Origin of the sequence: Salipiger bermudensis HTCC2601, from assembly GCF_000153725.1 — a bacterium.
Lineage (GTDB): Bacteria > Pseudomonadota > Alphaproteobacteria > Rhodobacterales > Rhodobacteraceae > Salipiger > Salipiger bermudensis.
On record NZ_DS022276.1, the window covers coordinates 213,615 to 233,868 of the forward strand.

Annotated in this window: 15 protein-coding genes; 7 read left to right on the forward strand and 8 right to left on the reverse strand. The window is 69.2% G+C overall.

Translation table 11 applies throughout. From position 1 onward, the window contains the following. Positions 1-148: 148 nt before the first annotated feature. Positions 149-346, reverse strand: coding sequence for a DUF1674 domain-containing protein (locus tag R2601_RS00950; RefSeq protein ID WP_007792200.1), 198 nt, complete (start codon positions 344-346; stop codon positions 149-151). Between the two features lie 73 nt (positions 347-419). Here R2601_RS00950 and R2601_RS00955 point away from each other — a divergent pair, with 73 nt between their 5' ends. The 3 genes from R2601_RS00955 (at position 420) to purH (ending at position 5,136) form a co-directional block, all read left to right on the forward strand. Beyond that, positions 420-1,682: an RsmB/NOP family class I SAM-dependent RNA methyltransferase gene (locus R2601_RS00955; protein ID WP_007792202.1), complete on the forward strand. Its 1,263-nt coding sequence runs from the start codon at positions 420-422 to the stop codon at positions 1,680-1,682. A gap of 93 nt (positions 1,683-1,775) precedes the next feature. Continuing rightward, positions 1,776-3,524 carry a heparinase II/III family protein gene (locus tag R2601_RS00960; RefSeq protein ID WP_007792204.1) on the forward strand — a complete coding sequence of 583 codons (1,749 nt, stop codon included), beginning with the start codon at positions 1,776-1,778 and terminating at the stop codon, positions 3,522-3,524. Between the two features lie 22 nt (positions 3,525-3,546). Then, positions 3,547-5,136 carry a bifunctional phosphoribosylaminoimidazolecarboxamide formyltransferase/IMP cyclohydrolase gene (gene purH, locus R2601_RS00965; RefSeq protein ID WP_007792208.1) on the forward strand — a complete coding sequence of 530 codons (1,590 nt, stop codon included), beginning with the start codon at positions 3,547-3,549 and terminating at the stop codon, positions 5,134-5,136. Between the two features lie 202 nt (positions 5,137-5,338). Here the strand turns inward: purH and R2601_RS00970 are convergent, their stop codons facing one another. The 6 genes from R2601_RS00970 to dapA form a co-directional block, all read right to left on the reverse strand. Continuing rightward, entirely contained in the window at positions 5,339-6,658 is a 1,320-nt protein-coding gene (locus R2601_RS00970; protein ID WP_007792211.1) for a M16 family metallopeptidase, read from the reverse strand. Then, positions 6,655-8,028, reverse strand: coding sequence for a M16 family metallopeptidase (locus R2601_RS00975; RefSeq protein ID WP_007792214.1), 1,374 nt, complete (start codon positions 8,026-8,028; stop codon positions 6,655-6,657). Before R2601_RS00975 ends, R2601_RS00970 begins: the two co-directional genes overlap by 4 nt. A gap of 343 nt (positions 8,029-8,371) precedes the next feature. Then, complete coding sequence (locus R2601_RS00980; protein WP_110740029.1) at positions 8,372-8,899, reverse strand: DUF3035 domain-containing protein; 528 nt, start codon at positions 8,897-8,899, stop codon at positions 8,372-8,374. A 53-nt stretch (positions 8,900-8,952) separates the two neighbouring features. After that, complete coding sequence (gene lspA, locus R2601_RS00985; RefSeq protein WP_007792219.1) at positions 8,953-9,438, reverse strand: signal peptidase II; 486 nt, start codon at positions 9,436-9,438, stop codon at positions 8,953-8,955. Positions 9,439-9,506: 68 nt separating this feature from the next. After that, complete coding sequence (locus R2601_RS00990) at positions 9,507-10,673, reverse strand: serine hydrolase (RefSeq protein WP_007792221.1); 1,167 nt, start codon at positions 10,671-10,673, stop codon at positions 9,507-9,509. A 136-nt stretch (positions 10,674-10,809) separates the two neighbouring features. Next, positions 10,810-11,685, reverse strand: a complete 876-nt coding sequence (dapA, locus tag R2601_RS00995; protein ID WP_040544224.1) for a 4-hydroxy-tetrahydrodipicolinate synthase — start codon at positions 11,683-11,685, stop codon at positions 10,810-10,812. A gap of 136 nt (positions 11,686-11,821) precedes the next feature. Here dapA and R2601_RS01000 point away from each other — a divergent pair, with 136 nt between their 5' ends. Next, a complete protein-coding gene (locus R2601_RS01000) occupies positions 11,822-13,783 on the forward strand; it encodes a lytic transglycosylase domain-containing protein (RefSeq protein ID WP_007792226.1) in 1,962 nt (653 codons plus the stop codon). A 22-nt stretch (positions 13,784-13,805) separates the two neighbouring features. Here R2601_RS01000 and R2601_RS01005 read toward each other — a convergent pair whose 3' ends face one another. After that, positions 13,806-14,357 (reverse strand): LOG family protein, encoded by a 552-nt coding sequence (locus R2601_RS01005; protein WP_007792229.1) that lies wholly within the window; start codon positions 14,355-14,357, stop codon positions 13,806-13,808. Between the two features lie 108 nt (positions 14,358-14,465). Here R2601_RS01005 and R2601_RS01010 point away from each other — a divergent pair, with 108 nt between their 5' ends. From R2601_RS01010 to R2601_RS01020, 3 genes are all read left to right on the forward strand, one after another. Then, positions 14,466-15,755: a LysM peptidoglycan-binding domain-containing protein gene (locus R2601_RS01010; RefSeq protein WP_007792231.1), complete on the forward strand. Its 1,290-nt coding sequence runs from the start codon at positions 14,466-14,468 to the stop codon at positions 15,753-15,755. A 264-nt stretch (positions 15,756-16,019) separates the two neighbouring features. Further along, positions 16,020-17,828 carry an ABCB family ABC transporter ATP-binding protein/permease gene (locus R2601_RS01015; protein WP_007792236.1) on the forward strand — a complete coding sequence of 603 codons (1,809 nt, stop codon included), beginning with the start codon at positions 16,020-16,022 and terminating at the stop codon, positions 17,826-17,828. Positions 17,829-17,992: 164 nt separating this feature from the next. After that, positions 17,993-20,140, forward strand: a complete 2,148-nt coding sequence (locus tag R2601_RS01020; RefSeq protein WP_007792238.1) for a malate synthase G — start codon at positions 17,993-17,995, stop codon at positions 20,138-20,140. Positions 20,141-20,254: the final 114 nt, after the last annotated feature.

Consider the following 20,254-nt stretch of genomic DNA (forward strand, 5'->3'; position numbering starts at 1 on the left):
CGCGCAGGCCAAGAGGGGCAGCGCCCCTCTTTCCCACGCCAGCGCGCCTCCGGCGCTATAGGGGCAGCGCACCTTCGGTGCGCCAGGGGCAGTGCCCCTGCACCCGGGCGTGGGCGTCAGCCCGCGCAATCCCTCGGGCGCACCGCGATCAGAAGTCGATCGCGATGCCCTTCTTCTCCCAGTCGCCATAGCGCGCCGGGTCAAGCCCGTCGCGACCGCCGTATTCCTTCGGCGTGGGCGCCTCGCGCGCTGCCTCCTCGGCCGCGGCGCGGCGCTCCGCCGCCTCGGCCAGGGCGCGCTGCGCGGCGGGGGGCAGGTCCTTGCGGTCGGATGTCTCGTCGGTCATGGCGCTTTCCTCGTCTGGTCCCCCCTGATATAGGGCCCGCCAGCCCAGCGAGACAACCCGGGGAGAGACCTCCATGCCGCCCATTCCCACCGCCCGCGCCCAGAGCGTGGCGCTGCTCGGTCAGGTTCTGGGGCAGGGACGGCTGCTCTCGGACGCCATGACCGGCTCCGCATGGGAGGCGATGCCCGCCCCCGATCGCGCCGCCGCGCAGCGCATGGCGCAGGAGGTGCTGCGCAATCTCGAGCGCTGCGACCGGCTCCTGAAGCCGCATCTGCGCAAGTCGCCGCCACTCTTCGTGCGCAATGTGCTGCGCCTCGGGGCGTGGGAGCTCGCCACCGGCGGGGCGGCGCATGGGGTGGTCAACGATTGCGTCCAGATCGTCGCCGGCGACCGCAAGACCCAATCGATGAAGGGGCTCGTCAACGCGGTGCTGCGCAAGCTCACCGAGGAGGCGCCGGCGAAATGGTCCACCCTGCGGGTGCCGCGCCTGCCGCGCTGGCTGCGCGAGCCGCTGACCATCGCCTGGGGCAACAAGGCGGTCGCGGCGATGGAAGCGGCGCACCTGGCGGGCGCGCCGCTCGATCTCAGCGCCAAGGCCGATGCGGCGGCGCTGGCCGCGGCGGTCGGCGGCTCGCTGCTGCCCACCGGCTCGGTGCGGCTGGCCAGCGCCGGGCAGGTCTCGGCGCTGCCGGGCTACGACACCGGCGATTGGTGGGTGCAGGACGCCGCCGCGGCGCTGCCCGCGCGGCTTCTGGGCGACGTGACGGGCCTCAACATTCTCGACATGTGCGCCGCGCCCGGGGGCAAGACCATGCAGCTGGCCGCGGCGGGGGCAAACGTTACCGCGCTCGACCTGTCCGAGGCCCGCATGGGCCGGGTGCGCGAGAACCTCGCCCGCACGGGTCTCGAGGCGGCGACGGTCACCGGTGATGCGCTCGCGCACGACGGCACCTATGACGCCATCCTGCTTGACGCGCCGTGCTCGGCCACCGGCACCATCCGCCGCCACCCCGACCTGCCGCAGGCCAAGCAGGGCGAGGGCATCTCCGAGCTGATCGGCTTGCAGGCGGCGATGATCGACCACGCGCTGCGCCTGCTCGCGCCCGGCGGCCGACTGGTGTTCTGCACCTGCTCGCTGATCCCGGACGAGGGCGAGTGCCAGGTCGAGGAGGCGCTGGCCCGCCACCCCGGGCTCGAGGTGCTGCGTCCGGAGGCCGCGGGCGTCGAAGAGGCTTGGCGCTCGGAGGAGGGCGGGCTGCGGCTGCGGCCCGATTTCTGGGCGGAGCGCGGCGGCATGGACGGGTTCTACGTGGCGATCCTGCGCAAACCGGCCTGAACGGCTCATTGCGAGGTGACTTGAGCGCCCCCCTTCGCTACACCTCTTGGCAACAAAGAGCCGGATGAGGCCGAGACGGGGCACGAGAGGGACATGTCGAACAGGGGCAACTGGTCTGCCGCGGTGACGCGGTTCCTGAACCGCCTGCACGCGCGTCTGGCGGCGCGTGCCCGTCCGGGCTCTGCCCTCGTCTCGCAGCCCGAACCCCGCAGCACCGGAAGTTTTGCGCGGGGACGCCAGCTTTGCGCCGGCAACCTGATGTTCGCGGGACACCTCGTCGAAGCCCCTGACGCGATGATCTGGGACATCGCCCCGCCGGATGCGGCGTGGGAGGCGGAGATCCACGGCTTCCGCTGGCTCGATGACCTCGCGGCGGTGGGGGACGCGCGGGCGCGGCTCTTGGCGCGGAAATGGGTCTGGGGCTGGATCGCCCGCTACGGCAGCGGCAAGGGCGATGGCTGGAGCCCGGACGCCGCCGGGCGGCGGCTGATCCGCACGATCCATCACGCGCTGTTCCTGCTGCGTGGCGCCGAGGCGGACGAGGCCGCGGCGCTCTACCGCGCGCTGGCGGCGCAGACGATTTTCCTGGCGCGGCGCTGGCCGAGCACGCCGCCGGGGCTGGCGCGGTTCGAGGCGCTGACCGGGCTGCTCTATGCCGGTCTGTCCTTCGAGGGCATGGGCGCCCATGCGGAGACGGCACGCAAGGCGCTGGGCGTCGAATGCGCGTCACAGGTCGATGCGCAGGGCGGCATCCCGACCCGGAACCCCGAGGAACTGCTCGAGGTGTTCACCCTGCTGACCTGGGCCCGGGCGGCGCTCGAGGACGAGGACCTGACCGCCGAGGAGGCACATGCCGCGGCCATCGCGCGCATCGCGCCGACCTTGCGCGCCCTGCGCCACGCCGATGGCGGGCTGGCGCGGTTCCAGGGCGGCGGGCGCGGGCTCGACGGGCGGCTCGACCAGGCGCTGGCGGCCTCGGGCGTCAGGCGCCGTCAGGTTGAAGGGCTGGCGATGGGCTACGCGCGGCTTTCGGGCGGGCGCAGCAGCCTGATCATCGATGCCGCGCCGCCGCCAACGGGGCCCGCTTCCTTCGATGCCCATGCCTCGACCCTGGCCTTCGAACTGACCTCGGGGCGACGCCCGGTGGTGGTGAGCTGCGGTTCGGGCGCCGGCTTCGGGGCGGATTGGCGCCGTGCCGGACGCGCCACGCCCTCGCATTCGACGCTGTGCCTCGACGGCTATTCCAGCGGGCGGCTGGCGACGCCGCGGGTGGCCGATGGCGGTGTGCGCGAATGGCTCGAGGATGGGCCGAAACAGGTGCCCGTCGAGATCGGCCATGTCGAGGGCGGGCAGCGCTTCGAGGGCGGCCATGACGGCTACCGCCGGACCCACGGGCTGACCCATGCCCGCATCCTCGAGCTGAGCGCCGACGGGCGCGCGGTCTCGGGCGAGGACATGCTGATCACGCTCGACGATGCCGACAAGCGTGTCTTTGACCGGCGGCTCGACGCGGCGACGCTGAGCGGGCTGCCCTGGCAGCTGCGGTTCCACCTGCACCCGGAGGTCGATGCCGCGCTCGACATGGGCGGCAGCGCGGTGTCGCTGGCGCTGCGCTCGGGCGAGGTCTGGGTGTTCCGCCACGATGCAGGGCCGCGGTTGACGCTGGAGCCGTCGGTTTACCTCGAAAAAGGCCGGTTGCGGCCCCGCGCGGCGAAACAGATCGTTTTATCCGGCCGCGCGATGGAGTATGCGACGCGCATCCGTTGGTCCTTGGCCAAGACGCAGGACACCGCGATCGCCCTGCGCGACGTGGCCATCGACGAGGCGGAGCCGACGCATTGAACCATCTGGGAACCCGATCCGTATGCCTGACCTGCACAAAGTCGCCCGCGCGCTGATTTCCGTCTCCGACAAGACCGGCCTGATCGATCTTGGCCGTGCCCTCTCCGAGCGCGGAATCGAGATCCTCTCCACCGGCGGCTCCGCCAAGGCGCTGCGCGACGAAGGCATCGCGGTCAAGGACGTGGCCGAGGTCACCGAGTTCCCCGAGATGATGGATGGCCGGGTCAAGACCCTGCACCCGCGCATCCATGGCGGCCTGCTGGCGCTGCGCGACGACGACGCCCATGTCGAGGCGATGAAGGGCCACGCGATCCCCGAGATCGACCTGCTGGTGGTCAACCTCTACCCGTTCGAGGAGACCGTCGCCAAGGGCGCCGACTACGACACCTGCATCGAGAACATCGACATCGGCGGTCCGGCGATGATCCGCGCCGCGGCCAAGAACCACGCCTTCGTCAACGTGGTCACCGACATCGCCGATTACGAGCCGCTGCTGGCCGAGCTCGACGCCAATGACGGTGCCACCTCCTACGGCTTCCGCCAGAAGCTGGCGCTGACCGCCTATGCCCGCACCGGCGCCTATGACGCCGCGGTCTCGACCTGGATGGCGGGCGCGCTCGAGGAGGCGGCGCCGCGCCGCCGTGCCTTCGCCGGCGAGCTGGCCCAAACCCTGCGCTACGGCGAGAACCCGCACCAGGCGGCGGCGTTCTACCGCGACGGCTCGGACCGTCCGGGCGTGGCCAACGCGGTGCAGCACCAGGGCAAGGAGCTGAGCTACAACAACATCAACGACACCGACGCCGCCTTCGAGCTGGTGTCGGAATTCCTGCCCGGCGACGGGCCGGCCTGCGCCATCATCAAGCACGCCAACCCCTGCGGCGTGGCCAGGGGCGCGACCCTGACGGAGGCCTACCGGAAGGCCTTTGATTGCGACCGAACGTCGGCCTTCGGGGGCATCGTGGCGCTGAACATGAAGCTCGACGCCGAGACCGCCGAGGCGATCGCCGAGATCTTCACCGAGGTGGTGATCGCGCCGGGCGCCGATGACGCGGCGAAGGAGATCTTTGCCAAGAAGAAGAACCTGCGGCTGCTGACCACCGATGGCGTGGCCAACCCCGGAACGCCGGGCCTGACCTATCGGCAGGTTGCGGGCGGCTTCCTGGTGCAGGACAAGGATGTCGGCCGGATCGGGCTCGAGGATCTGAAGGTGGTGACCAAGCGGCAGCCCTCGGACGCCGAGCTCGAGGATCTGCTGTTTGCCTGGAAGGTCGCCAAGCACGTGAAGTCGAACGCCATCGTCTACGTCAAGGACGGCGCCACGGTGGGCGTCGGCGCGGGCCAGATGAGCCGGGTCGATTCGGCGCTGATCGCGGCGAAGAAATCCGAGCGCATGGCCGAGGCGCTGGGCCTGCCCGAGGCGCTGACCAAGGGCTCCGCGGTGGCCTCGGACGCGTTCTTCCCGTTTGCAGACGGTCTGCTCGAGGCCGCGGCGGCGGGCGCCACCACGGTGATCCAGCCGGGCGGCTCGATGCGCGACGCCGAGGTGATCGCGGCAGCCGACGAGGCCGGGCTGGCGATGGTGTTCACCGGGATGCGCCACTTCCGCCACTGAGGCGGCGCTTCGCCCGCGCCTCCGGGCGCCCTTCGCGAGATGTGACGCGGCCGGCCCAGGGATGGGGCCGGCCGTTTTTTGTGGCGAGGGGGAGGAGGGGCGCTGCCCCTCTTGGCCTGCGGCCAATTCACCCCGGAGTATTTTTGACGAAGAGAAGATGGGGCTGCGGCGGGCCGAGGGCGTGTGCGCCCGACCCGTGGGGTTATTGGCCGGGGGCCTCGTCTTCAAGGCCCTCGGGGCGGCCCACCACCACGAAGCGCAGGGCCTCGGGGTCGAGCAGGCGGGCGGCGACGCGGGCGACGTCGTCGCGGGTGACCGCCTCGACCTCGGCATTGCGGGTGGTGACGTACTCGGGCGAGAGGCCGTCCATCTGCATGCCGACGAGGATGCGCGCGATCGGGCCGTTGCCGTCGAACCGCAGCGGGTAGGCGCCGGTCAGGTAGGTCTTGGCCTGTTCGAGCTCGGCTGCGGTCACGCCGTCTTCGGCCATCTTGCGCCACTCGTCGCGGATCACCGAGATCGCCTCGGCGATGCGGTCATTGGCAGACGCCACGCGGCCGAGATAGAGCGCCGAATGGTCCATCGGCACGAGGTAGGAATAAACGCCGTAGGTCAGGCCGCGCTTTTCGCGCACCTCGGTCATCAGCCGGGCCTCGAAGCCGCCGCCGCCGAGGATCTGGTTGAGCACGTAGGCGGCGAAGAAGTCCGGGTCATCGCGGGCGATGCCGGCATGGCCGAACATGGCCACCGATTGCGGCGTGTCGAAGGGCACCACGGTGACGCCGGCGCTGGTCTCGGCCTCGATATCAGCGGGCAGCGGCGCGCCGGTCTCCGGCAGATCGCCCAGCAGATCGTCGATCAGCGTGGCAAGCGCGTCGGGGGAGATGTCGCCGGCGGCGGCGATGTAGACCCGGTCGCGGGTCATGGTGGCCTCATGGGCGGCGACGATGTCGTCGCGGGTCAGGGCGCCGACGCTCTCTTCGGTGCCCGAAGGCTGGGAGCCGTAGGGATGATTGCCGAACACCATCTCGTCGAACCGGGCGTTGGCGATGGCGTCGGGATCGCGCGCATCGCTGCGGATGCCCGAGAGCACCTGGGCGCGGACGCGCTCGAGCGCGTCTTCGTCGAAGCGCGGGTCGACCAGGCTCTGGCGCAGCAAGGCCACGGCCTCATCGCGGTTCTCGGTGAGAAAGCGCGCCGAGACCGAGATCGAATCGGGGCCCGAATCGTAGCGGAAGCTGGCCGCGAGTGCGTCTCGCGCCTCGGCGAAGCCGCGCGCGTCCAGGTCACCCGCGCCTTCCTCGAGCAGTCCCACCATGAGGTTTGTCGCGCCACGCTTGCCGGGCGCGTCGAGCGAGGTGCCGCCGCGAAAGCGGATCTCGAGTGAGGTGAAGGGGATCGACGGCTCCTCGACCAGCCAGGCGTTGAAACCCATCGGGGTCTCGACGGTCTGGATGTCGGTTGCCGCGAGCGCGGGCGCGGCGAAGAACAGGCTGAAGACGGCGGCGAAGAGCGGTTTCATTGCGAGACCTCCTGCTGGGGGGCGTCGGCGGCCTCTTCGGCCATCAGGTAGCCGGTGACCGATTGCTTGGCGTCGAAGACCTGCCGGGCCGCTTCGACGATCTCCTCGGCAGTGATCGACTGCAGGATCCCGGGCCAGGCCTGCACGTCCTCGATCGTCAGCCCCGCCGTCAGCGCACCGCCGTAGCGCCGTGCCAGCGACTGGGTGCTGTCCTGCTGGTAGACCAGATCGGCGTTGAGCTGGAACTTGATGCGGTCGAGCTGATCGGCATCGACGCCTTCCTCGAGGAAATTCGCCAAAGCCGTGTCGAGGGCGGCCTCGGCGTCTTCGAGGCTGACATCGGCGGCGGGCACGACGATCAGCGTGAAGCTCGACGTGTCGTAGGAGGTGCCGTCATAGTAGCTGCCGGTGTGCAGCGCGACCTGCGCGTCGAACTGCAGGTCACGGTTCAGAACCGAGGTTTGGCCGCTGCCGAGGATCTCGTCGAGCAGGGTGAGGGCGGCGGCGGTGCGCTGGTCGCCGGGGTCGCGCTCGGGGGCGAGGTAGCGGCGCATCAGGTAGGGCTGCGCGACGCGGGGGTCGCGGTAGACCAGCCGGCGCTCGGCAAGCTGCGGGGGCTCCTGCGGGCGCAGGCGCGGGGCGCCGACCTCGGGATTGGCGGGGATCGGGGCGTAGTGCTCTTCGGCGAGCGCGCGAACCTCGTCGGGGGTGACGTCGCCGGCGACGATCAGGATGGCGTTGTTGGGGGCGTAGTGACGCTGGTAGAAGCCGGTGGCGGCCTCGAGGTCGAGCGCTTCCATCTCGTGGCGCCAGCCGATGATCGGCACGCCGTAGCGGTGGTTCTGATAGAGCGCCGCCCCCATCTGCTCGCGCATCAGCGCCGAGGGGTCGTTCTCGACCCGCGTGTTGCGCTCTTCGATGATCACGTCGCGCTCGGTCAGGATGTCGTCCTCATCGAGCTGGAGGTTGACCATGCGGTCGGCCTCCATCTGCATCATCAGGCCCAGCCGATCAGCGGCGATGCGCTGGAAGTAGGCGGTCTGGTCGTAAGAGGTGAAGGCATTGTCGGTGCCGCCATTCTCCGCCACCACCCTGGAGAACTCGCCCGCTTCCATCGTCTCGGTGCCCTTGAAGAGCAGGTGCTCGAGGAAGTGGGCCACGCCCGAGGTGCCGGCGGTCTCGTCGGCAGAGCCTGCCCGGTACCAGACCATGTGCACCACGACCGGGGCGCGGTGGTCCTCGATGACCACGACCTCCATGCCATTGTCGAGGGTGAAGTCGGTGACCGGGGTGACGGTCTCCTCGGCCAGCGCTGGCGGCGCGGTGAGCGTGACGGCGGCAAGCGTGAGGGCCGCGGCGAGTCTCTTCATCGGCAAAATCCCTGTCTGAACCCCAAGTGCAGAGAACCTACGCGGAGTTGTCGGGTATTCAAGCCGGGCTTGCGGTTTCGTGATGGTGGGGGAGGGCGCGCAAAAGGAGCGCTGTCCTTTCGGGCGCCTGCGTTGTGCGCTCGGATCCGGCGGAAGCCTTCAGGGTGGGAGCACCGCTTGAGGACCGCGCGATCAAGGGACGGTCCCGGTCGGGACGTGGTTCCGCCGTGATATTGGCGCGGCGCAGGTCGGGCGCAGCTCAAGCGACAGGCGCAGCGGGAGCGGCCCGCCAAGACGTTGAGCTTAAGTCAGGCGTTCCGGGGCAGGGTGCCGGAGGTCCGGCTCAGTTGTCCCAGCCTTCCGGCGGGGCCGACGGGGTCTCGATGCCGGCGCGGCGATAGGCTTCGAGCGCATCGTAGCTGTTCAGCCACTGCTCGCGGTAGGCATCGTAGTATTCGTCCTGCGGCACGATCTTGTAGCTGAAGCGCGACGCGCGCCTGCGGTGCTCGAAATCGGCGGCGGCAAGCTCGGTCCGGATGTTGGGAGCGGTGCCATAGCGGCCCGCGTGCTGCAGCAGTGCGCCGTTGCCCGTAGGCGTGCCGCCCTCGTTCAGGCGCGCCGGGTTGCCACCAAGCGCGGCCACGGCATCGGCCTTGGGCGTCTGGTCGGTGCGGTTGGCGCTGCCGGGGGTGGGCGCCGGCAGGGCGGTCATCGCCGGCGGCGTCTCGAGCGGTTTGTTCGGGACGATGGCGAATTCCTCGGGCGTGCCGCTGTTGGTCTTGAGGTAGTGCAGGCGCATGTCCCGCTCGCCCGACGAACAGCCGGCGAGCCCCACGAGCCCCATCACGATCACGACCTGCGACAGCTTCATTGCCATTCTCCGGTTCTTGCCTGCGTCTGCTTTAACGTATCGAGCCCGCCCCGTCACGAGCCGTTTTTCCCGCGCTTGCCCGTGCCGCCGGGAAAGAACACCAGCCCGAGGGCACCTGCGAAGATCGCGATATCGGCGACGTTGAAGGCGAAGGGGTTGTTGATGCCGCAGCAGGACATGTTGAGAAAGTCGGCCACCGCGCCATAGAGCAGGCGGTCGATCACGTTTCCGAGCGCGCCGCCGATCAGCAGCCCGCCCGAGATAAGCCCGAGTGTGCCCGGAGGGTCGCGGCGCAGCCAGACCAGAACGAAGAGCACGATGCCCAGTGCGACCGAGATCAGGATCCACTTGGTGGCCTCGGTGCCGCCGTTCAGCAGGCCGAAATTGATGCCGTAGTTCCACGCCATGCGGAAGTTCAGGAACGGCGGCAGCACGTCGATGGCGAGCCGGCTGTCGAGTGACATTACATGAACCACCAGCCACTTGCTGAGCTGGTCGAGAACGAGGGTGATCGCTGCCACCCAGGCCACTGTCTTCATGCTGTCTTCCCCGGTTTTGCCTGCCCGGCCCGATCTAGCCTGTGCGGCGGCGGATGGAAAGCCATGGCTCAGGGCTGCCCGTGCAGGCTGCGCAGGAAGGCGCCAAAGGCGGCGACCGCGGTGGTCTCGGAGATGGCGCCGGGATCGTTGACGGTGAGCGCCGCGCAATGTTGCCGGCCCTCGGTGTCGGTCAGCCAAGCGGTGAAGTTGAGCACGCCGGTCTCGGAGCCGCCCTTGTAGGCGATGCTCTGCCACAGGCCGGGCTGCCCCACGACCGGGCCGGGATTGACCTGCATCAGCGGCAGGGCGGCCAAAGGCGCGCCAAGCGCGCAGAGCCGGTCGAGAGGGAGATACCACTCGACCCCCTGCGCGTGCGGGCCGGTGACGGCCTCGAGGGCGGGCAGGGTCTCTGCGGCGCTTGCGGCGATGGCGGGCTTGTCGGCGGGCGAGGCCGCGCGCCAGTCGGCACGGCGGGCCTCGTCAGCCTTGAGCGCGAAAAACGCGCGGGTGGTGAGCAGGTCTTCGGAGGCGATCCCGAGCCTTTCGGCAACGGCTTCGTGGCCCAGCAGGTCGATCAGCAGGTCCGTGGCGGTGTTGTCGCTCTCGGCGATCATCGCCAGCGCGGCGCTGTGCAGCGTCAGCGGTGCGCCCGCGGGATAGTCCTGCATCCGGCCCGAGGGCAGCGAGCGGTGATGTTCTTCCAGCCGCACCACCTCGGCCCAGTCGCGGCGCCCGGCCTCGATCTCGTCGGCCAGCGCCGCCAGCACACCGATCTTGAAGGCCGAGCCCACCGCGAGCGGCTCGCTTGCGCGGCTCTCGGAGATCACCGCGCCGTCGCGCATGGCGAGCCACGACACGTCCTGTCCAAGCTCGCCGAGCAGCGCCTCGGCGCTGGCGAGATCGGTGACGCGCGGCTCGGGCGCGCCGAACCAGAGCGTCGAGACCCGTCCCTCGGCATCGAAGGCGATGCGGGCGGGCATACGGTGGGTGTCGGACTGCACCACGTAATCGCGGCCCTTGCCGTCGATCCGGGCGACCGGGCCGATGGCGTCCTTCAGCCCGTCGAGCACCTGCGAGAGGGTCTCGGGCGGCACGCTGTCGAGAAAGGCCGGGGCCATGGCGACCTCTTCGTCGCCGCGCGAGAGCAACGCGCGCAGGGTCCGCTCTTCATCGTCGCCCGCGCTGACGGCAGAGGCCGGCGCGAGGAAGGCGAACAGGACTGCCAAGAACCGCATGGGGGGTCCTCCTGGGTGTTTCAGGGGAACGCTGCGCAGAATTCGATCTTGTTGCAAGGTCTTGAAATGACGAACGGCCGGGACGTGCCCGGCCGTTCTGGATCTTCTGTGCCGCGTGGGCGGCCTGTCGCCTGCCTCAGTTGAGCAGACCGGCATGGCGCAGCGCGTCGTCGATGCGGGCGCGCACCGGCTCGGTCACCGGCAGCAGCGGCAGGCGCATCTCTTCCTCGCAGAGACCGAGGCGGGCCATGGCGTATTTGGCGCCGCAAAGCCCGGGTTCGGCAAAGATCGCCTGATGCAGCGGCATCAGCCGGTCCTGGATGGTAAGCGCCTTGCCGTAATCGCCCGCGAGCGTGGCTTCCTGAAGTTGCGAGCACAGCGCCGGTGCGGCATTCGCCGTCACCGAGATGCAGCCCACGCCGCCCTGCGCGTTGAAGCCATGCGCAGTCGCGTCCTCGCCGGAGATCTGCAGGAAGTCCGGCCCGCAGGTGATGCGCTGGGCACAGACCCGCGCGAGATCGGCGGTGGCATCCTTCACGCCGATGATGCGTGGCAGCTTGGCCAGCTCGCCCAGCGTCGCGGGGGTCATGTCGACCGCCGAGCGCCCGGGGATGTTGTAGATCACGATCGGGATGTTCGCGCAGTCGTGCAGCGCGGTGAAATGCGCGATCAGTCCGGCCTGGGTCGGCTTGTTGTAATAGGGCGTGACCACCAGCGCGGCATCGGCGCCGACCTTCTCGGCGAACTGCACGAAGCGGATCGCCTCGTCGGTGTTGTTCGAGCCGGCCCCGGCGATCACCGGAATGCGCCCCGCCACGGCGGTGACGACACATTCGATCACCGCCTCGTGCTCCTTGTGGGTGAGCGTCGGGCTCTCGCCGGTGGTGCCGACCGGCACGAGCCCGTGGCTGCCCTGCTCGATATGCCACTCGACAAGGCGTTTGAGCGTGTCGAAATCCACTGCGCCGTCCTTGAACGGCGTGACCAGGGCAGGCATTGAACCTTTCAACATGACACGCTCCTTTTATGTGTTAACGTCATCTCCGCGGACCCACGCCACCCTGAAGGGAATGTGAATTGCAGCCTTCATGACGCGCGATATCCTCTGGAGCGCGTCTATTCCTTCTCAGATCGGAAATTGCAAGCTCATGTCGCGCCTCTGGGCCATCCTCCTCTCGCTCGCCCTGGCCGTTCCGGCCGCCACTCCCGCCGCCGCGCAGGCCGAGCGCCCGCTGGCTGAGGCTATGCAGGCCATGCGCGAGGGCAATTGGGCGGCAGCCCTGATCGATTCGCGCGGTGACGGCCAGCCGGCGCTCGACGTGATCTTGTGGCACTACCTGCGTGCCAGCAGGGGCGACCCATCGCAGATCATGGACTTCATCGCACGGAACCCGGACTGGCCGGGAATGCCCTACTTGCGTGAAAAGAGCGAGATCGCGATCTCGGAATCCGGCGACATGTCGATCATCCGCGCCTTCTTCGATGGCTACCGCCCGCAGACCGGCGCCGGCGCGCTGGCGCTGGCGCGCAGCTACATGGCCGAGGGCGAGCGCGGTGCCGCCGAGGCCGAGGTGGTGCTGGCGTGGCGCACGCTGGCGCTGTCTTCCGAGGAACGCTCGAGCTTCCTGTCGCAATGGGGCGATCTGCTGACCGCCCATCACGAGGCGCGGCTGGACATGGCGCTGTGGCAAGGCTGGGAATCAAATGCCCGGGCCATCATGCCGCTGGTCGGCGAGGACTGGCGCGCGCTGGCCGAGGCGCGAATCGCCCTGCGCGACATGTCGCCGGGGGTCGACGGGCTGATCGAAAAGGTGCCCGAGGCGCTGCGCGATCATCCCGGGCTGGCTTATGAGCGTTTCCTCTGGCGCGTCCGCAAGGGCCGCACCGCCGATGCCGTGGCGCTGCTTCTAGCGCATTCCAAGAGCGCCGAGACCCTGGGCGAGCCCTGGGCCTGGGCCGGGCGGCGGGACGACATCGCGCATTCGATGATGCTCGATGGAGACTACCGGACTGCCTATCAGGTGGCCTCGACCCATCATCTCTCGGAGGGCTCGGACTACGCTGCGCTGGAATGGCTTTCGGGCTATCTCTCGCTGCGCTTCCTCGACAATCCGCAGCGCGCGCTGAGGCACTTCCAGGGCCACGGCGGCGCGGTCGATACGCCGATCTCGCTGGGCCGGGCCGGCTACTGGACCGGCCGGGCGCACGAGGCGCTTGGCAACGCCGAGGCCGCACAGACCGCCTATGAGCAGGGCGCCCGCTGGCAGACCTCGTTCTACGGCCTTCTGGCCGCCGAGAAGGCGGGCGTGGCGCCCAACCCGGCGCTCGCGGGAACCGAGGAGTTCCCCGACTGGAACAGCGCCGCCTTTACCGAGAGCAGTGTCTACAAGGCGGCGATCCTGCTTCTGGCCTCGGGCGAGCTGACCCTGGGCGAGCGCTTCCTCACCCATCTGGCCGAAGGGCTTGACCGGCAGCAGATCGGCCAGCTTGGCGACATGCTCGCCGAGATGGGCCGCCCGCATGTGCAGGTCATGGTCGGCAAGCGCGCAGCGCGCTACGGCGTCGAACTGCCGGGGCCCTACTACGCGCTGCATCCGGATCTCGTGGCGACCGACTTCCCGGTCCCGAAGGAGATGGTGCTGGCGATTGCGCGGCGCGAGTCCGAGTTCGATCCGGCGGTGGTCTCCCATGCCGGGGCGCGGGGGCTCATGCAGCTGATGCCGGGCACAGCGCGGGAGGTCTCGGGCTGGCTCGACATTGCCTATTCGCATGACGGTCTGACCGAGGATCCGGCCTACAACGCCCGGCTCGGCTCGACCTATCTTGCCCGGCTGGCGGAGCGTTTCGACGGCAATGTCGTGATGATGTCGGCGGGCTACAACGCCGGCCCGGGACGGCCGATCCGCTGGATGGACCAGTTCGGTGACCCGCGGACTGGCGAGATCGACGTGATCGACTGGATCGAGATGATCCCGTTCAACGAGACCCGCAACTACGTCATGCGGGTCTCGGAAAGCCTGCCGGTCTACCGTGCCCGCCTGGGGCGCGATCCGCTGCCGGTGCCGTTTTCGGAAGAGCTCATCGGCAGCACCCTGCGCCGGACCGACTGAGGCCGGGGCAGGGGCGTGCGCGTCAGCTCAGGGCGCGGCGCAGGATCTCCATGACGCCCTTGGCGGTCTCGGCGCTCTGCACGAAATCCAGCATCGCGTGGTCGGCGAAGCCCTCGTCGACCACGTGATGCAGCAGCGCCTTGAGCGGCCCCCAGAACCCGTCGGCATCGAGCAGCACGATGGGTTTGTCGTGCAGCCCGAGCTGGCGCCATGTCAGCACCTCGAAGAACTCGTCGAGGCTGCCGGCACCGCCGGGCATCATCACGATGGCATCGGCATTCATCACCATGACCTTCTTGCGCTCGTGCATGGTCTCGGTGACGACGAAGCGGGTGAGGTCGGTCTTGCCGACCTCGCGCTGCAGCAGGTGAGTGGGAATCACTCCGAACGTGTCGCCGCCGCTGGCCTGTGCGGCGCGGGCCACCACGCCCATCAGCCCGACATCGCCCGCGCCGTAGACGAGGCGCCACTTTTCGGCGGCCAGCGCATGGCCCATGGCCTCGGCGGCAGCGGTGTAGGAGGCGGCACGGCCGGGGCGCGAGCCGCAGTAGACGCAGACGGATTTCGGGTTCATGCTGAGACTCGGCGATAAATTGCTGTTTTGACCCGTGATAACGGGATTGTTATACCATCTCAACAGCGCTGCGCTGCAGCGTCACTTGGGGACATGGATAGCGCGACAATGACAAAGGCTCTTGGCTGGGGGATTCTGGGCGCGGTGGCGCTGGCGGCACTGCTTTATCTGGCCGGACTGATCGGGCCGGACACGGGGCCGCTCAGCCTCGTCTCGCCGGTCGAGACGGCCTCGGTCGAGGGGGATACCGGAAGCGACGCCGCCGTCGCCACCAACTCCGCCACGCCCGAGGCACCGCAGGCAATGCCTGCCCCCGACGCGGCCGACGCCGGCAGCGAGGCGCCCGACGCGGTCGCCGCCGACAGCCCCGCCGAGGCCCCGGCAGAGCCGGCCCCGCCGCGTTTCGACCTGGTGCGCGCCGATCCCGGCGGCCAGACGCTGGTGGCCGGCAGCGCCGCGCCCGGTGCCGAGGTCTCGGTTCTGCTCGATGGTGAGGCGCAGCCGGTGGCCTCGGCGGATTCCTCCGGCAGATTCGCGCTGTTCCTCGATTTGCCGCCCTCCGCCGACCCGCGGGTGCTGCGCCTGAGCATGAAGCTCGGCGAGCAGGAGATCGCCTCGACCGAAGAGGTCATCCTCGCGCCGCCCGCTCCCTCCGACGCACCCGAGCCGCCGCCCGCGGGCAGCACCGCCGAGATCTCCGCCGTTGCCGAGGCCGCCGTCGGACCGTCAGCCCGGGGGGCCGAGGGGGCGGATGCTCCGGGTGTCGAAGCCGTCGCGAATGACGAGGCGCTTGAGATGGCCTCCGGCGAGACAGCGGGGGGGGCGGTCACGCCGCCCGCGCCGGCGGATGCGTCCGCAGCGGCGCCCGCCATCCTGCTCTCGACCGAGGCAGGGGTCGAGGTGCTGCAGGCGCCTGACCCGCTGCCCGAGGGGCAGGTGGCGATCGATGCCATCACCTATGACGAGACCGGCGGGGTGACGCTTTCGGGCCGCGGAAGCGCGGATGCGACGCTGCGGATCTATCTCGACAATCGTTCCGTCGCCACCGGCGCGGTTCCCGAGACCGGGCGTTGGCGGATCGACCTTCCCGGCGTGGAAGGCGGCACTTACACGCTGCGCGTCGACCAGCTTGCCGAGAGCGGGGATGTGTCCGCGCGCGCCGAAAGCCCGTTTCTGCGCGAGGAGCCGGCCAAGCTTGCGGCCGCGGCCGACGAGGTAGAGGCGGGCGAGGCGGCGCTGACCGCGGTCACCGTGCAGCCCGGCAACACGCTCTGGGCACTGGCGCGGGACCGCTACGGCGAGGGGCTGGCCTATGTAAAGGTCTTCGAGGCCAACCGCGAACAGATCCGCAACCCCGACCTGATCTACCCGGGCCAGATCTTCGAGCTGCCGGACTGAGCCAGCGCCTCAGGCCCGGCCATGGCGCGGGGCGGCGCGCCCGGACGCCTCCGGCGGGAGTATTTTTTGACGAAGAGAAGCAGGGGGGATGCGCTCCTGTCTTCTCTGGTTTCCAAATACCTCGGGGTGAATTGGCGCTTGCGCCAAGAGGGGCAGCGCCCCTTTTTTCCGGCCCCTCATCCCGGCGCCAGGTCGGGGCCTGCTCTGGTCTCCTGCCGGTCATCGCGCTAAGGCAGGCGGGAGACGCGACAGAACGGACCCGCCATGCCTCCCGAAACCTCCGCAGACATCGCCCGCGAGGAGCGCCGCTCCGGCCTGCGCACCATTCGCCGGGTCTGGCCCTATCTTTGGCCCGACGGGCAGGTCTGGGTGAAGCGCCGGGTGGTGATCGCGCTGGGGCTTCTGCTGATGGCCAAGCTGATCGCCGTGGGCACGCCGATCCTCTACAAGCGCGCCGTCGACAGCCTTTCGGGCGAGGTGCCCGACCTGATGCTGGGCGCGGTGGGGCTGACCATCGCCTACGGGCTGGCACGGCTGATGACCGTGGGCTTCCAGCAGGCCCGTGACGGCGTCTTCGCCCGCGTCGGCCAGCGCGCGCTGCGCCAGCTTGCGCTCGAGACCTTCACCCATATCCACCGCCTGTCGCTGCGCTATCACATCAGCCGCAAGACCGGCGGCCTGTCGCGGATCATTGAGCGGGGCGTCAAGGGGGTCGAATTCCTGCTGCGCTTCCTGCTGTTCAGCGTCGGGCCGCTGATCATCGAGCTGACACTGGTGGCGGCGGTGCTCTTCTTCCTGTTCGACGTCTGGTATCTGGCCGTGGTGGTGCTGACCATCGCGCTCTATGTCTGGTTCACCTTCAAGGTCACCGAGTGGCGGGTGCGGCTGCGCCGGACGATGAACCAGCAGGACACCGACGCCAACCAGAAGGCCATCGACAGCCTGCTGAACTTCGAGACGGTGAAGTATTTCGGCGCCGAGGCGCGCGAGGCGGCGCGCTATGACGCTGCGATGAAGGGCTACGAGCGGGCCGCGGTGAAGACCGCGACCTCGCTGGCGATGCTCAATTTCGGCCAGTCCTTCCTGATCACCACCGGGCTCGTCATCGTCATGGTGATGGCGGCGATGGGCGTGCAGAACGGCAGCCTGACGGTGGGCGACTTCGTCATGGTCAACGCCTACATGATCCAGATCACCATGCCTCTGAACTTCCTCGGCACGGTCTATCGCGAGATCCGCCAGAGCCTCGTCGACATGGGCGAGATGTTCGACCTGCTCGACAGCCCGCGCGACGTGACCGACAAGCCCGGCGCGCCGGCCATCGCGGTGGCGGGCGGCGTTGTGGCCTTTGACGACGTGCGCTTTGGCTACGATCCCGAGCGTCCGATCCTCAAGGGCGTCTCGCTCGAGGTTGGCGCCGGGCAGAACGTGGCGTTGGTCGGGCCGTCGGGCTCGGGCAAGTCGACCATCGGGCGGCTGCTGTTCCGTTTCTACGACGTGGGCGGCGGCGCGATCCGCATCGACGGGCAGGATCTGCGCGACGTCACGCAAGACAGCCTTCACGGAGCGATCGGGGTGGTGCCGCAGGACACGGTGCTGTTCAACGACACCATCCGCTACAACATCGCCTATGGCCGCGACGGCGCCACCGAGGACGAGATCGTCGCAGCGGCGCAGGCGGCGCAGATCCACGGTTTCATCGAGAGCCTGCCCGAGGGCTACGACACACAGGTGGGCGAGCGCGGGCTGAAGCTTTCGGGAGGGGAGAAGCAGCGGGTGGGCATTGCGCGCACCTTGCTGAAGAACCCGCCGATTCTGTTGCTCGACGAGGCCACCTCGGCGCTCGACACCGAGACCGAGGCCGAGATCCAGACCGCGCTGAAGCGCGCGGGCGAGGGCCGCACGGTGATCACCATCGCCCACCGCCTCTCGACCATCGCCGATGCCGACCGCATCGTGGTGCTGGAGAAGGGCGAGGTGGTCGAGGAGGGTACCCACGAGGCGCTGCTGGCGCGCGGCGGGCGCTATGCGCAGCTCTGGGCGCGACAGCAGGCGGATCGCGACGCCGCCTGAGGGCCGGCTCCCTGCCGTGGAAAGCAGGTGGTCCCCCGCGCGAGGCGTTTGCAGGTGCACGCCGGAAATTGGTCAAATAATATGACCGCACTTGTTTCCGATCGGAAACTCTCTTACTGGTCGGGAAACTCGCACACCACCCGAATCCTGCCAGGAGGCTTGCCATGAGCGACCGCATCACCCGCAACGGTCTTCAGATCGACCGTATTCTGTTCGACTTCATCGAAGAGAAGGCGCTGCCGGGCAGCGGTGTGGCGGCGGAGACTTTCTGGGAAAAGCTCTCGGAGCTGGCGCATACGTTCGGCCCGCGCAACGCGGCGCTGCTCGAGACCCGCGAGCGCATCCAGGCGCAGCTCGACGAGTGGCACCTTGCGCGCAAGGGCCAGCCGCATGACGCCGAGGCTTATCGCGCCTTTCTCGAGGAGATCGGCTATCTCGTGCCTGAGGGGCCGGCCTTCGAGATCGAGACGCGGAACACCGACCCGGAGTTTGCCTCGGTGCCCGGGCCGCAGCTGGTGGTGCCGATCACCAATGCGCGCTACGCGCTGAACGCCGCCAACGCGCGCTGGGGCTCGCTCTACGACGCCTATTATGGCACCGACGCGATGGGCTCGCTGCCCGGCAAGGGCGGGTTCGACATGGACCGCGCCGGCGAGGTGGTGAGTGCTGCCAAGGCCTTTCTCGACGCGACCTTCCCGGTCAATGGCGGCAGCCATGCGGGGGCGGACGCATACACCGTCGAGGGCGGCACACTGCGCGTCTCGGGCAAGCCGCTGCTGAGCCCGGCGCAGTTCGCCGGCTACCGCGGTTCGGCCGAGGCCCCCGAGGCGATTCTGCTGCGCAACAACGGCCTGCATGTCGAGCTGGTCATCGACCGCGATCATTTCATCGGCAAGACCGATGACGCGGGGCTCGCGGACGTGCTGATGGAGGCCGCGGTCTCGGCCATCATGGATTGCGAGGACTCCGTTGCCTGCGTCGATGCCGAGGAGAAGGCACAGGCCTATGGCAACTGGCTGGGCCTGATGAAGGGCGATCTTGCGGACACGTTCGAGAAGGGCGGCGCGCAGGTCACTCGCACCCTGCATGGCGACCGCGTTTACACCGCGCCGGACGGCTCGGAGCTGGTGCTCAAGGGGCGCTCGATGATGTTGGTGCGCAATGTCGGCCATCTGATGACCAACCCGGCGATCCTGCTCGAGGACGGCTCGGAGATCTTCGAGGGGCTGATGGATGCGATGGTGACCACGCTGATCGCCAAGCACGACCTGTCGAAGAGTGAAGGGCCGCGCAACTCGGTCAAGGGCTCGGTCTACGTGGTGAAGCCGAAGATGCACGGGCCCGAGGAGGTCGCCTTCGCGGACGAGATCTTCAGCTTCGTGGAAGCGGCGCTGGAGCTGCCGCAATACACCGTGAAGCTCGGCATCATGGACGAGGAGCGCCGGACGAGCGCGAACCTCAAGGAGTGCATCCGCGCCGCCAAGCACCGGGTCGCCTTCATCAACACGGGTTTCCTCGATCGCACCGGCGACGAGATGCACAGCTCGATGGAAGCCGGCCCGATGATCCGCAAGGGCGACATGAAGGGCACTGCGTGGATCGCCTCCTACGAGGATCGCAATGTCGATATCGGCCTCGCCTGCGGCCTGCGGGGCAAGGCGCAGATCGGCAAGGGTATGTGGGCCATGCCGGACCTGATGGCGGATATGCTCAAGGCCAAGATCGGCCACCCGAAGGCCGGGGCGAACTGCGCCTGGGTGCCGTCGCCCACCGCCGCGACGCTGCACGCGCTGCATTACCACGAGGTCGACGTGCTCGAGCGGCAGGCGGAGATCGCCGCGGGCGGGCCACGCGGCACGCTCGAGGATCTGCTGACCATCCCGGTGGCCGAGGGCGCCAACTGGTCCGAGGACGAGATCCGCGAGGAGATCGAGAACAACGCGCAGGGCATCTTGGGCTACGTGGTGCGCTGGGTCGACCAGGGCGTCGGCTGCTCGAAGGTGCCGGACATCCATGACGTGGGGCTGATGGAGGACCGCGCGACCTGCCGGATCTCGTCGCAGCACCTGGCCAACTGGCTGCATCACGGCGTGGTCTCGGAGGACGAGGTCATGGCGGTGATGAAGCGCATGGCCGAGGTCGTGGATCGTCAGAACGCCGGCGATGCGGCCTATCGTCCGATGGCGCCGGACTATGACGGGCCGGCCTTCAAGGCCGCTTGCGACCTGGTCTTCGAGGGCCGGGTGCAGCCGTCGGGCTATACCGAGCCGGTCCTGCACCGTCGCCGTCTCGAGCTGAAGGCCGCAGGCTGAGGGCCATGAGGGATTGCGCCGCGGGCTTCGCCCGCGTCGCCCGGCCGCCGGCCCCGCGGGCCGGCGGACATGCGCGAAAGACGCCGTCGGCCTGGTTGGCCGCCGGTCGGGGGA